Raw genomic sequence first — 13,600 nt, 5'->3', positions numbered from 1 at the left:
TTCTTATTTTCTCGCGCCAAGACGAGATTTATACAAACTTGTATTCAAAGATATTACCAGAGAGGGTAAAGGGAAAAGGATTTAATGCCTTTACCCTTTACCCTTTAACCTTTTCCCCTCTTTTTCTTGCTGGGGTTTTAATTCGATCTCGCTATAAATCTGCAATGCAGAACGCCAAACTATATAGCCTTCAGGGCTTAAATGTAAGCCATCAGTAGTAAATTCGCGGCGGAGATTTCCTTGCTTGTTGGTAAACAAGGGATATAAATCGAGATATTTGACTCCTTTTCTGGTGCAAAGGCTTTGCAGTTGCTGATTCAACTTGCTAATGCGACTATTGGCAACAGCTAGAAGTTTATCTCGTCCTTTCCAGGTTGCTTCCTCTGCCCCATGTGGCAAAATCGATTGGACAATAATTTGCGCTGTAGGATGCGTCTTTCGTAGGTAATTGATAATTTGCCGCTGATTATCTAAAATTACCCCATCACTCATCCCTCGAATCAGGTCATTAATGCCAATCATCACAAAAATGACCTCTGGCTGGGTGCGGTCAAATATCTTCAATCTTTTCAAGAGTCCATTGCTGGTTTCGCCAGAAATTCCTTGATTAAGCCAATTTTTACCTTCAGGTAATAACTCAGGGGGAAACCACAAACTCAGAGAATCTCCCGCCAGGATGGTTAAATTGGGAGGACGCTGGTCAGCGGCGACCTTGGCTTCTTGCTCGAGGATGTCCACCCACTCCTGGTAAGTGAGTTGGTGACGGCGACCCAAATCAGGTGTAGTAATTTGCGGTGAGTTGTTCAGGCTGATTGGTTCTGGGGATGTTATTATCCCAAAAAAAGCGGCCAATCTCTGCTGTTGCCAAATTAGCAGGATGACCGCCAACATTAGGATGCCGTTGGTTAACAGCGAGAAAAATGCCCAGATAGGAAAGGTTTTTGCAGATGTAGACACGACTAGCGAAATTTACCAATTATTTGAATCAAATTTTAACGCTAGCGATCGCAAATCAGCCCAATTTTGGATTTTGTATTGAAAGAAAAATTCCAATTCTTAACTCAGTCCTCTTTACTGAGTAGGACGATCGCCAAACTCGGAATTGTAACCTTCTTCGCCGTGTTCGTTGATATCCAAACCTTGCAATTCTGCTTCCTCTTTGACTCGTAGCCCGACTGTAGCATCGATAAGCTTGAGAATAATCCACGTACCAACACCTGCGATCGCATAGGCAATGGCAATTGCTACTAGTTCAACTCCCAACTCACCAAAATTACCACGCAGTAATCCGTCTTTACCTCCTCCGTTAACTTGAGTTGTGGCAAAGACTGCCGTTAAAATGGCCCCGACTGTACCACCAACGCCATGCACAGGATAGGTATCTAAAGCATCGTCAATTTGCGTCTTATGCTTGAAACTCACACCATAGAAGCAAACAAAGGCAGTAATAAAACCAATTAAAATCGCTGATAGCGGTGTGACAAATCCGGCGGCGGGAGTGATACCTACCAAACCAGCAACTGCTCCGGTAGCTGCTCCTACGGCGGTTGGTTTACCTCGTAATACCCCTTCTAAAATTAGCCACATTAATGCACCCGCCGCCGCCGCTGTATTGGTGGCGACAAAGGCTGTTGTTGCCACATTTGTGACTAAGTTACCAGAAGTTCCACTAGCAACGGATAGGGCACTGCCAGCGTTGAAACCGAACCAGCCAAACCACAGCAAGCCAGCACCCAGCAAAATAAACGGAACATTGTGTGGTGGGCTAAGGCGGTCAGGGTGGGTTCTTCGAGGCCCAAGGACGATCGCTGCTACCAGAGCTGAAACGCCAGAACTAATGTGAACTACTGTACCACCTGCAAAGTCGAGGGCACCCAATCCACCAGCCAAACCTAAGAATCCGCCTTTAGCCCATACCATGTGTGCCAGGGGGGCGTAAATAAAGGTCGACCACAGTAGCACAAACAGACAATAAGCGCGGAAACTCATCCGTTCTGCGATCGCTCCAGAAATTAAGGCTGGGGTGATAATGGCAAACATGGCTTGGTAGATCATGAATGCCTGGTGGGGAATTGTCGCCGCATAAGACACAACTTCTACCGGATTTGACCCTCTAAGATAATCGGTTGTTTCTAGCCCGACACCATTCAAACCGAGCCATTGCAATCCACCGATGAACGGCAACCCTGGCGCAAAGGAAAGACTATAGCCCCAGAGAATCCAGCTAACTCCCACGACCGCCATTAACACAAAGCTCATCATCAATGTGTTTAGGATATTGCGCGATCGCACAAATCCACCATAGAAGAACGCCAATCCTGGTGTCATTAACAGCACAAGTGCTGCTGAAATCAGCATAAATGCCGTATCTCCTGTATCAGCAGCAGGCACAGCAGCTGCTGTTTGGGCAAAAGCATTGCCCATTAACGGCCCTCCCAAAAACAGTAGGCTGATAGCCCCGATCATCACAACTTTCTTCAACACTTGTTTGTTCTTCCTAAGCACCAATGATTTGTATACTTAACTACATTTGATTACTTTTAGTTACACATTTTTGTCTTGAAAGTTACTTAACCTAAAATTTCTGAAAATGTTAACAAAAATATAATCCTGATTGTAGTTGCCAAGATTGGAATAAGGGTGTGCATATGCAATCATTGCATCTTTTTTTTGAAAAAAAGCATTTTATTCAAGCGCTACAAAATTCAAAATTTTTAGTTACTTCCTGTTACAAACCAAGAGAATTGTGAAAATGGACAAGTATTGGAAATTATCGCCAGTATTCTCAGAGAATTTCTACAAATATGTCAGGAGTTATCTTGATATCTTCCGCCTAAACGCGTAAATATCCATATAACTGCTTCTCAGAGCTAGTTGCCAAAAAACTTTGTGATTTTCCGTGAGGTTATTATCTGTTTAAAAGGGAATAATATAAAAGTTATTGGTCGAAAATAGTATAGGAATTTTACTCAAGTCCTGGGTGCAAACATGATAATTAAAACACTCACTAAAGCTAAACAAGCTCCGATTAAGTCGTAATGAGTTGGAGTTACCCTGTCTACCTTCCAACCCCAAAGCATTGCCATTGCGTTGAAGAAGGCAGGAGGCAGACCGATTTTTTAATAAGGTCGAACTCAGTGAAATTACGCTAACGCTTTTAACTAAACTATTGTCATTAATTAAAGTAAGTTTGTTGAACTGGGCATTGGGCATTAGGCATTAGGCATTAGGCATTGGGCATTGGTTAGTTATTTTCTTTCCCACTGCTCTTTTGCCCCTGTCTCTGCTTCTTCCCCAATCCCCAAAATGTAGATAAGGCTTAAGGATGAAAGCACCATTACCTGATAACGAAGCACAGAGAATCGAGAGGCTTTTGGAGTATAAAATTCTCGATACGCCATCTGAAGCCGCCTTTGACGACCTCACCCGTTTAGCCTCGTATATTTGTCAGACTCCTATTGCCTTAATTAGCTTAATTGATACAAATCGCCAGTGGTTCAAGTCAAAAGTCGGAATGGAAGCCCTAGAAACACATCGAGATTTTGCATTCTGCGCCCATGCTATTCTTCAGCCTGATGTTCTTGTTGTGCCTGATGCAACAGATGACGAAAGGTTCGCCACAAACCCACTGGTAACATCTGACCCAAATATTCGGTTTTATGCTGGTGTACCTCTGACTAATCCTGAGGGATATGCACTAGGAACCTTATGTGTAATTGACTACGTACCACGAGAACTTACTCCAGATCAGATAGAGGCATTACGAACCTTAGGTCGTCATGTCATCAAGCAACTAGAATTGCGCCGAAATTTAGCAAGTTTGGTACTTGTGACCAAGAAAGGCAAACAGGCACAGAGAGTACACAAGCAATTTTTCAAAAAGATTGCAGTAGGTTTTGGTTTAGCGTCGGCAATTTTAGTTTTGATTGGTGTGGTTTCTTATCAAAATACTAGAGTAACTACTAATAATCGCAGTATAGTCAAAAATACTTATAAAAAAATCACCAGTCTAGAAAAACTACTGTCTCACCTCAAAGATGCTGAGATAAAACAAAATGGTTACATCCTCACTGGAAAACAAATTTATCTCAAACCTTATCAAGCAGCACTTATTAACGTCGATCAAGAAATTGCCAAGCTGAAGATTTTAGCAGCAGATCGACCTAACCAACGACAGCAGATAACAACCCTTGAATCTCTGATAACGGCTAAATTTACTGAACTCAAACAGATTATCGACTTACGTCAGAACAAGGGATTAGAGACGGCGTTGCAAGTACTACTGAGAAATGATGAACAAAATCTCATGGATGATATCCGTAAGGTGATCAATGAGATAGAAAACGAGGAAAGGGGACAACTCCAGCAGCAGTCACAAGCAAAAAAAGCCATGAGTCGCAATACAATTTTGACACTTGCGATCGCCATCTGCCTAAGTTTTATCGTTCTTGCTGTAGTCTACTACTTCATCTATCGTGAGGTGATTGAGCGCAAGAGGACAGAAGAAACCTTAAATCAGGAACGCAACTTTATCTCAGCAGTCCTGGATACAGCCAGCGCCTTAGTAATAGTTGCCGACTCCCAAGGGCAAATTGTTCGCTTCAATCAAGCTTGTGAGCAAACAACAGGTTACTCCTTCGATGAGGTGAGGGGTAGATATTTCTGGAACTTGTTCTTACTTCCTGAAGAGGTGGAGTCAGTCAAAGCAGTTTTTGAGCAATTGCTAACTGGTAGAGGCTTTTTAGAACACGAAAACTATTGGGTAATGAAGGATGGCAGCCGCCGACTGATTGCTTGGTCGAATACCTTCTTAAAAGACTATGAGGGATCAGTAGAATACATTGTTGGCACTGGCATTGATATCACCGATGTCTCCAACGAGCTTCGCTTACGCAAACGCGCCCAAAAGCATCTGACTGTACAATATGCTGCAACCCGCGTTTTAGCGGAGTCCGCCACGACTGACGAAGCTACTCGCAAAATGCTGCAAGGGATCTGCGAGAGTTTGGAATGGGATTTGGGTGAAATTTGGATAGTAGATCAGCAAGCAAATGTGCTGCGTTTTCTCGATATGTGGCATAAGGCATCTCTTGATGTGCAAGAGTTTGAAGCACTGAAGCGGCAAACCACTTTTGCACCAGGAATTGGACTCCCTGGCCGGGTTTGGGCGACTTCTGAACCTGTTTGGCTCGCTGACATCCTTAAAGATATTAATTTGCCTAACTTCAAAATTGCTGCTGAAGTAGGACTACACGCAGCTTTTGGTTTTCCGATCCGCAGCGGACAAAAAATCCTTGGTGTGATTACCTGCTTTAACCGTGAGATCCAACCGCCTGACCAAGATTTGATCAAAACGATGAATTCGATTGGTGAGCAAGTGGGGCAATTTATCCAGCGTAAACAGGCTGAAGAAGAAATACAACGCCAAAACTTGCGATCGCAATTATTTACCGAAATCACCCTCAAAATTCGCCAGTCTTTGCAAATCGAAGAAATTCTCCAAATCACCGTCGAGGAGGTACAAAAGATTCTCAAGACTGACCGAGTTTTAATCTATCAACTTTTACCAGATGAGTCTGCAACCACCGTGATTGAAGCAGTAGTTTCTGGCTTACCAGCAATCAAAGAGCAAAGCATTACTCATCCCTACTTCCAAGCGGAATATCTACAACAACACTATTTACAGCAGTACCGTCAAGGACAGATTTTAGGGTTGGCTAATTTGGATCTGCTAGAAGTTGAACAAAACCATCTGCAATTAATGCAACAGTTTGGGGTCAAAGTCAATTTGGTTGTGCCCATTCTTGTCAAAGAAGAAGTTCGTGGTTTGCTCATAGTTCATCAATGCGATGATTCCCACCACTGGTCTAGCTTTGAAACTCATCTTTTGCGGCAAATAGCCGACCAAGTAGGTATTGCCTTAGCCCAAGCCCAACTATTAGAAGCAGAAACTCGTCAGCGACAAGAACTTGAAATTGCCCGTCGCCAAGCTGAATTAGCTTCTCAGACTAAAAGTGCCTTTTTGGCAAATATCAGTCATGAAATTCGCACTCCGATGAACGCTGTATTAGGAATGACCAGTTTGGTGTTAGATACTTCCTTAGACCCAGAACAGCGAGAATTTATTGAAATAATTCGTAGTAGTGGAGACGCTCTTTTAAGTTTAATCAACGAGATTTTGGATCTTTCTAAACTTGAGGCTGGAGAGATGGCTCTCGAAACTCTAGATTTTGATTTATCCACTTGTGTGGAAGAAGTGGTGGAATTATTAGCTCCCTCAGCCCATAACAAGGGATTAGAAATTGCCACACTGATTGAGCACAACGTTCCCACCCACATCAAAGGAGATGCTGGTAGGCTGCGGCAAATTCTCATGAACTTAATCAGCAATGCTATCAAGTTCACTAGCGCTGGCGAAGTATTTGTGCAAGCCGAATTACGTTCGCTTTCCTCTACTACAGCCACCATCCATTTTGCCATTACAGATACAGGTCTTGGCATTAGCCCTGAAGACCAACGCAAACTCTTTATGCCATTTACCCAAGTAGATGCTTCGACCACTCGTAAGTATGGTGGTACCGGTTTGGGATTAGCCATCTGTAAACAACTAGTAACCTTGATGGGAGGAGTAATTGGGGTAGAAAGTCAGATGGGGAAAGGATCTAAGTTTTGGTTTGAGGTGCTTTTTACGAAGCAAATTGAGCCTGTTTTGCCAAAATACGAACGCGGACTTTTGAACAATCGCCGCTTGTTATTGGTGGATAACAACGCTACTAATTACAAAATTATCTCCCATCAAGCTACTCATTGGGGAATGCAGGTAGATCAAGCTGACAGTATCACTGCTGCCTTCAAAGTTATTCAGAAAGCTTATGAGCAGGGGAAATCCTATGATGTCGCCTTGGTTGATCTAAAAAATGGCATGACAATAGGAGAACAAATTAAAGCCAATTCTATAATTGCTGACATACCTTTGATTATGCTCACCTCTACTAATCAACGGGATGAAGTACAGCAGGCGCTCAAAATCGGATTTGCTGCTTATTTGGTTAAACCCATTAAGCCATCACGACTCCTAGATGCCATTATGACTATTTTAGAAAATCGGTCTGAATCAGAACCAGGGGCTAAAGACTGGAAGCTAGAGGCTACTGAAGAAATCCAGAGTATAGAAACTTCAAACATTCTTATTTCTTCCCCTAACCCCGCTAATAAATCCAAGTTAAGAATTCTGTTAGCTGAAGATAATTTGGTAAATCAGAAAGTAGCCCTGAAGCAACTCCAGAGTTTGGGCTATAAAGCCGATGTTGTTGCTAATGGAAAGGAAGTTTTGCAGCTATTAGAAAAAATTCCTTACGATTTGATTCTAATGGATTGTCAAATGCCAATTCTCGATGGTTTGGAAACCACAAAAGAAATTCATCGTTGGCAAGAGGACACTTTTGCTCTGCGTCGTCGTCCTGTAGTGATTGCGATGACGGCTAATGCGATGAAAGAAGACGAAGAAATGTGTCTCAATGCTGGAATGGACGACTATCTGAGTAAGCCAGTATTTAAAGAAAAATTGGCTGCGACTCTAGAGCATTGGACAGGCGTGATCCTCTCACAAGAAGAGGCAGTTGTGTATGAACAGACATTTTCCACCACAAAAAAAGGTACAGTTGAACTTGCAATTGATTGGGAACACTTGCATCGGATATCGGGAAATGACAGAGAATTTGAATTAAATCTATTGCAAGTATGCGTTGAAGATATTAAACCCCGTTTAGAAATAATTAAAGCAGCGATCGCGGCTCATGACTTTAGGCAAATTGTGCGAGAAGCTCATCACCTTAAAGGCGCTAGTGCTAACATTGGAGCCACAGCTATGTACTTAGCAGCTGACAAATTAGAACAATTAGCTTACCATCAAGAGCTTAGAGATGCTAGTAAGTTAATTTTAGAGTTAAAAGAATTTGTCAACTGCATTCAAGACTTTTTAGCTTTGTAGTCTCGCCAATAACTACCTTCAGTAAGCTTTCTCCGTAGTTTTACTTTTCGCCATAAGCTAAGTTAGCTTCTCATCTTCTTAGCTACTTCGTTTAACCCGCCTTCTTTAACACAAGTTGCACCGAGGCTTTCAGTGTAAACACCGTAATCTTTGTAATGTTGTATCTTGATTAACATTACGTTGTTGTCACTCCATTTACCTTTAATTTCGCTAATCTTTAATGTTTTAGGATTAAGAAAATGATTCAAGTTGCCGCTTAGTTTTCCCCACCAGTAAGAGGCCCCAATCATTCGGGTATTAGTAAACTTAACGCCAGACATTTTAACGACTGAATTAGTCTTGGTGTTGAAAGAACATGCAGTATTAGTCTTGTTATCCAGTGCGATAATCAAATTTTTATTGCCCTCGAAGAATAACAAATCGTCATCTGGGCTGCTAGCTACAGCAGTTAAGGGCAATAAAAATACCAAAATATTAAAAGTTGCAAATAGTTTTTTCATTAGTTTTGTTTTGATGTTTTGAATAGTTTACTATCTCAGTCGGCAATAAATTCTCAGTATATTTATTTACTTAAATTCCAGTATCTGGGCTTGAATATTTCTAGCTCCAGTCAGGCAAGCTTGTACTAACACTCCTGAACTTGATGTTTGTGGCTTTGTATTAGTGCCGCGAATTCATTAAGCGTCATGCCTAAATAAGGTGAGCGAATGCTTTGAGTAACATTATTAAAGAAGGTCTGTTTATTAAGGCACTTAGATTTCCTTGTTGATGTCTTAATAGATTTTTGAAAAAATGAAAGTTGGCGATTTCCCCAAATAAAAACTTTCCAGAAGTCGCCTGATCACTGAATGTCTTATCACTGAGGGTAATAATTGATGCAAGCTCCAGTAGATTTTGCCGACATCACAGCAGAAACTCCAACGCTCTTAAGCGTGACCGCAGAGTACCAAGTTATTCAGACGCAGTTGAACCAGGCTCAAACCTCTGAGCAACGAAAGATCGTCATAGAGCAGTGGGATGCCTTGCGACGCAGACTCAGTACGTGGAGGGAACTCACACAACTGCACTTTCACCAAGATACGCAAAACCCAGAGTACAAAACTGCCTTGGATTATTGCAGTGAAATTTCGCCATCTCTGACCGCCCTTGAAGTAGACCTAAAACGGCAACTGATCCACAGCCCCGATCGCGCCGAGTTAGAACAAAGTTTTGGAAGACAAGCCTTTTTGCTGTGGGAAGCAGACATCACGACTTTTGAAAAAGCGATCGCGGCAAATTTAGTCGAAGAATCCAAACTCACCAATGAGTACACCGAACTGATCGCCTCGGCAAAGTTAGAGTTCCAGGGTGAGGAGGTGAATTTATCGGGTTTGCAACCCTATTTGCAAAGTAAAGATCGAGACATTCGCCACCAAGCAGAACAGTGTCGCTGGCAGTTTTTTGAGCAGAATCAAGACCGCTTCGATCAACTGTTTGATCGGTTGGTGAAACTGCGCGATCGCATGGCAAAAAAATTGGGCTATGAGAATTACATTGCGCTAGGATATCGCCGAATGCGACGAGTGGATTACGATCAAACCGATGTCGAGCGCTATCGAGATCAAGTGGTTCAAGAGGTCGTTCCCTTAGCGATCGAGCTAATTGAGCAACAGGCAAAACGGCTCAACCTAGATACCGTTTATTTCTGGGATGAGTCCGTCTTTGATGCAAAAGGCAGTCCGGCTCCAATTGGCGATCATGACTGGATGCTGGAACGGGCACAAGAAATGTTTGATGCCATGAATCCATCACTGGGTGGTTTTTTCAGCATGATGGTTGAGCAGCATTTACTGGATTTGCAAAACCGTCCGGGAAAAGCAGGAGGTGGATTCTGCACAAGCTTTGCAACCTATGACATGCCCTACGTGTTCGCAAATTTCAATGGGACAAAAAACGATGTGCAGGTGTTCGTTCACGAGATCGGTCACGCCTTCCAAATGTGGCGAAGTCGCCATTTGACAGTTTTCGATTACCTGTGGCCCACCCTAGAATCGTGTGAAATTCACTCCATGAGCTTAGAGTTTCTCACCAGATCGCAGATGGAAAAGTTTTTCGGCGATCAAGCCGAGCGATTTCGTCGGCAGCATCTAGCTTGGTCGATTCTGTTTTTACCTTATGGCGTGGCAGTAGATCATTTTCAGCATTTGGTCTATGCCAACCCAGAAGCAACCCCCCAAGAACGACATCAAATGTGGCAACAGATGGAAGCTCGTTATCTGCCTTGGCGGCAATATGGAGATTTGAACTACCTCAACAAAGGCGGAGTCTGGCAAGACAAACAGCATATCTACTGTTCGCCGTTTTACTACATAGATTACACCTTGGCGGGGTGTTGCGCGTTGCAGTTTTGGATCAAAGCAGAAGAAGATTATTCGCAGGCGCTAGCGGACTATATTGCGTTGTGCGATCGCGGTGGTTCTGCGTCCTTTCGAGAATTAGTGCGATCGGCAAATCTCATTTCTCCGTTTGAACCTGGCGCACTTACTAAAGTCGTTGAAAAAGTGCGTCAAACTTTGAAGGTTGGCTGATTGAGCACAGCTGATGAAAGCTATCAGAAACTTAGGGTTGAACTTCGCGTAGCCGCCGCTCCAGAAAGCGGCGTTCGCTGTCATTAAAAATTAGATAGATCACCGTCAGCACTGCGTCTACCCGCACAGACAGATCGGTTGTGTCCGGCACTTTATAGGGAATACCTGCATCCCGAATCTTGCGCTTGGCACGCACCAAGCGTTGCGCCATCGTTGCCGTGGGTACGAAAAACGCCCGCGCAATTTCATCCGTCTCAAGTTCGCCTAGCATCCGCAGCGTCAAAGCAACCTGTGCCTCGATTGCCAGTGCTGGGTGGCAGCAAGTGAAGATCAGCCGGAGCCGAACGTCTTGTTATTTGCTCTTTACTTCAACCCGCAGAGTTTGGTAAATCCTGATAGGCGATATCTGCGACAAGCTGCTAAGAGCGTGTACGCAATCTACAAAAACAGAGATTGAACAGTCAGCTCCTTCTGGGTAATGGTGAAGTTACGCTGTTCTAATGTGGCAATGAATGAAACGATCGCTTCACACGTCACAGCAACAGTTAACATTACTAAGTTTCGTGTCAGGGGATAATCACAGACATCATTATTAACCTCAGAAGGAACGCGATAAACGTCATTCCAAATCACCTCTGCATAATCAGCCGATAGCCCAGCATGAAGACAAGGAATGCTTAATTGTTCAGCATAATCTTTCACTGCTTGACGTGCCACGCTGTTATCAAAAACATCGACAATTAGCTGGCTGTCTTTGAGTAGTTGGGTTGTATTTGCTGATGTCAGCTCAAGAGTTTTAGCATCAACTTTAGTACCAATTGCTCGATATAAATTGTTTGCCAAAATTTTCGCTTTGAAGGCTCCAACATCAGAACGGTAATAAGGCTGAGTCGAAAGGTTACGCTCCTCAATGCGATCGCGATCAATCACTGTAAGTTTATCAAAACCAGACCGAGCTAAGTTTTCAGCTATGTTAGCTCCTAATGCTCCAGCCCCACAAATAGTTACAGGATAGTTTTTCAGTTTTGTCATCACAGCATTAGTGCGGTAAAGCTGTTCGTGAAAAAAGATACTCATAATAATTCGTAATTCGTAATTAATACTCTTGGTGTTCCATTACACCTACTAAGGATTGCAAGTCAAAATCGCGATCGCGTCCACTCAGACAAATGCCAGAACTGACAACTGTCAAGTCAGCTTTAGCGATCGCGCTAGTGTGGCGAACACCATCAGCAGTTGTCCAATCGACTGTCCAATAATCGCCGCGATCGTGGAATTGATTTAATTCACCACCACCCATCCGCAATGCCTTTTTCAGTCGCTTTTCATCCTGTTGGGGTTGAGTAAATCCCTCAATGCGCCGAGTTGCTAATTCATACACTGTGCGGATTTCTGGAGTCATGCCTTTAAACTGTAATTCCTCAGCAGGAATGAGTTGCTTCATAGCAGATTGCAGAGTTTCAACAATTACCGGATCGGTACGGCGATCTACTTCCTCAAACCAGCAAGACTGTCCATTCCATCGGGCAATGATTTGCTCAAAGGCGATACCCTCGGTTACTAAGTGGACTGCGATCGGCTTAACTACCTTCAACCGTTGACGCATATCTACTTCATTCACAGGGTATGCTAACCAAGTTTGTTTTTGCAGTTGGTGTGCTAACCGCAGGCGTATTTGAGGAAAGTGTTGCAGGTATTCCACAATTTGGGGTAAGTCTGCTTCTTCTATAACCTTTGCTGTTTTATCATCCACAGCCTGAAAGATGCCCCAACCTTCAAATTTACTAGGCTTTGGACTGAAGGTGTAGATCATCCCGGCTACCCGTGTGCGAACCCGTCCACCTTTGACACAGGGTGCAAGGAATTGGGTGGTATGTAATTGCGCTTCTGCGATCGCAATTTGGTTGATTAGCTTAAATATGTTAGTCATAACTAATACCAATTTTCAAAAAGAAGGCTACCAATGCAACCCTAAAAATCGTGATGAAATCTCACTTTCTTAATTACGAATTAATATAGTTCTGCGTGCAAGTTGGTGGAGCATTGCGTGTTCTCAGTTACTAGAGGGACTCCGCTGGTGAGCTTTTACACACTCTTTCAAGGATGGCTACTTTTAAGCCTACCTCCCAGGTTCTTCGCACTCCCCGTTCACACACGCCCACTGCATTTGGCAGTGTTACCTTTCCTCTCGTACTAGTATGTAGGCTCCACGAGTTGGGGCACGCAGGGAATTGATAAATGCTACAGCTTCTAAGCACAGATTCGTAACCGAGGTCTAAAAAGAAATAGCATTAGCAAGACTTCACAAACATTCCCTGTACTAAAGTTCTATGATCTAATGTTCCGATAGAACTCATCAGTCTTGGTTTCGTCTGTCACAAGTTCAAGAAAATCTTTAACATCTTCTCTCAAACCTACTCGATTTAACAAAATATTAGCAAGATTCCGAAGACGTGCTAATTGTCCTGGACTTTGTATTCTATTTTTTAATTTTAAATCAGTTTTTATAACCTCAATAAATGCCTGTGCAGCCCTATCATCAAATTTTTCAAATAGTCGTTTTACAATAGGAGAGGCAGCATCAGAGTAGAAATTGCTTCTCTGGAAATATGTACTATAACCTTTATAACCAACATAGGTTAAAGTAAGAGCCGAAACATATTTTGTTATTAACTCTTCTGGAATATTTAATCCAAAGTGTTCAAGTTTAATAACTATTTCTACTTCTTTATCCCAATCATCTAAGCTTTCTTCAAGCTGCTTAATTGCTGGCTCAAATATGACTTTTCTTGTAGTATTTGAGACATGTTTTAAGCCATCTAATTTAGTAAGAAACTCAGTACCATAAGATATTTTCTTGCTGTCTCCAGAGAGCATATCTCGATCTAATCTCCGACCTATTTGTTGTCTATCTTCTTTCGGAATAACACTCCAAAGAATTGGAGCGCAGAATTCAATATTAGCTCTTAGGAATCATGTAAAAATAACTTGAACAATTGGCCGAATAGTTAGAGTATCAGAATATAACGGAATTAAAGCCTTA

General features: G+C 42.7%; 10 protein-coding genes. 2 read left to right on the top strand and 8 right to left on the bottom strand.

Annotated features, from left to right (window positions below):
* Nucleotides 1–90 precede the first annotated feature (90 nt).
* The 3 genes from ACEYW6_RS27195 to ACEYW6_RS27185 form a co-directional block, all read right to left on the bottom strand.
* Nucleotides 91–957: an SGNH/GDSL hydrolase family protein gene (locus ACEYW6_RS27195; protein ID WP_412982207.1), complete on the bottom strand. Its 867-nt coding sequence runs from the start codon at nucleotides 955–957 to the stop codon at nucleotides 91–93.
* 114 nt (nucleotides 958–1,071) lie between these two features.
* A complete protein-coding gene (locus ACEYW6_RS27190) occupies nucleotides 1,072–2,424 on the bottom strand; it encodes an ammonium transporter (RefSeq protein ID WP_412982231.1) in 1,353 nt (450 codons plus the stop codon).
* A 545-nt stretch (nucleotides 2,425–2,969) separates the two neighbouring features.
* Nucleotides 2,970–3,086 carry a hypothetical protein gene (locus tag ACEYW6_RS27185; RefSeq protein WP_412982206.1) on the bottom strand — a complete coding sequence of 39 codons (117 nt, stop codon included), beginning with the start codon at nucleotides 3,084–3,086 and terminating at the stop codon, nucleotides 2,970–2,972.
* 239 nt (nucleotides 3,087–3,325) lie between these two features.
* Here ACEYW6_RS27185 and ACEYW6_RS27180 point away from each other — a divergent pair, with 239 nt between their 5' ends.
* Nucleotides 3,326–7,990, top strand: a complete 4,665-nt coding sequence (locus ACEYW6_RS27180) for a GAF domain-containing protein (RefSeq protein ID WP_412982205.1) — start codon at nucleotides 3,326–3,328, stop codon at nucleotides 7,988–7,990.
* Between the two features lie 62 nt (nucleotides 7,991–8,052).
* Here the strand turns inward: ACEYW6_RS27180 and ACEYW6_RS27175 are convergent, their stop codons facing one another.
* Nucleotides 8,053–8,490 carry a hypothetical protein gene (locus ACEYW6_RS27175; RefSeq protein WP_412982204.1) on the bottom strand — a complete coding sequence of 146 codons (438 nt, stop codon included), beginning with the start codon at nucleotides 8,488–8,490 and terminating at the stop codon, nucleotides 8,053–8,055.
* A gap of 375 nt (nucleotides 8,491–8,865) precedes the next feature.
* On the opposite strand from ACEYW6_RS27175, the gene ACEYW6_RS27170 reads away from it, so the two are divergent.
* Nucleotides 8,866–10,557: a M3 family oligoendopeptidase gene (locus ACEYW6_RS27170; protein ID WP_412982203.1), complete on the top strand. Its 1,692-nt coding sequence runs from the start codon at nucleotides 8,866–8,868 to the stop codon at nucleotides 10,555–10,557.
* A 31-nt stretch (nucleotides 10,558–10,588) separates the two neighbouring features.
* Here the strand turns inward: ACEYW6_RS27170 and ACEYW6_RS27165 are convergent, their stop codons facing one another.
* The 4 genes from ACEYW6_RS27165 to ACEYW6_RS27150 form a co-directional block, all read right to left on the bottom strand.
* The gene (locus ACEYW6_RS27165; protein WP_412982202.1) at nucleotides 10,589–10,828 is read right to left on the bottom strand and encodes a hypothetical protein; all 240 of its coding nucleotides are present in this window, start codon (nucleotides 10,826–10,828) and stop codon (nucleotides 10,589–10,591) included.
* Between the two features lie 167 nt (nucleotides 10,829–10,995).
* Nucleotides 10,996–11,634, bottom strand: a complete 639-nt coding sequence (locus ACEYW6_RS27160) for a HesA/MoeB/ThiF family protein (protein WP_412982201.1) — start codon at nucleotides 11,632–11,634, stop codon at nucleotides 10,996–10,998.
* Nucleotides 11,635–11,653: 19 nt separating this feature from the next.
* Nucleotides 11,654–12,487, bottom strand: coding sequence for a hypothetical protein (locus ACEYW6_RS27155; protein ID WP_412982200.1), 834 nt, complete (start codon nucleotides 12,485–12,487; stop codon nucleotides 11,654–11,656).
* Between the two features lie 398 nt (nucleotides 12,488–12,885).
* Entirely contained in the window at nucleotides 12,886–13,434 is a 549-nt protein-coding gene (locus ACEYW6_RS27150; protein ID WP_412982199.1) for a hypothetical protein, read from the bottom strand.
* Between the last annotated feature and the right edge of the window lie 166 nt (nucleotides 13,435–13,600).

It is taken from the genome of Nostoc sp. UIC 10607, from assembly GCF_047228265.1.
Lineage (GTDB): Bacteria > Cyanobacteriota > Cyanobacteriia > Cyanobacteriales > Nostocaceae > Nostoc > Nostoc foliaceum_A.
This window is presented reverse-complemented; position numbering and strand designations above follow the sequence as displayed.

Coding starts and splice junctions, on each gene's coding strand:
- ACEYW6_RS27190 (WP_412982231.1), bottom strand. CDS start 2,424: ATGGGCAATGCTTTTGCCCAAACAGCAGCTGCTGTGCCTGCTGCTGAT.
- ACEYW6_RS27185 (WP_412982206.1), bottom strand. CDS start 3,086: ATGGCAATGCTTTGGGGTTGGAAGGTAGACAGGGTAACTCCAACTCAT.
- ACEYW6_RS27180 (WP_412982205.1), top strand. CDS start 3,326: ATGAAAGCACCATTACCTGATAACGAAGCACAGAGAATCGAGAGGCTT.
- ACEYW6_RS27175 (WP_412982204.1), bottom strand. CDS start 8,490: ATGAAAAAACTATTTGCAACTTTTAATATTTTGGTATTTTTATTGCCC.
- ACEYW6_RS27170 (WP_412982203.1), top strand. CDS start 8,866: ATGCAAGCTCCAGTAGATTTTGCCGACATCACAGCAGAAACTCCAACG.
- ACEYW6_RS27165 (WP_412982202.1), bottom strand. CDS start 10,828: ATGCTAGGCGAACTTGAGACGGATGAAATTGCGCGGGCGTTTTTCGTA.
- ACEYW6_RS27160 (WP_412982201.1), bottom strand. CDS start 11,634: ATGAGTATCTTTTTTCACGAACAGCTTTACCGCACTAATGCTGTGATG.
- ACEYW6_RS27155 (WP_412982200.1), bottom strand. CDS start 12,487: ATGACTAACATATTTAAGCTAATCAACCAAATTGCGATCGCAGAAGCG.
- ACEYW6_RS27150 (WP_412982199.1), bottom strand. CDS start 13,434: ATGCTCTCTGGAGACAGCAAGAAAATATCTTATGGTACTGAGTTTCTT.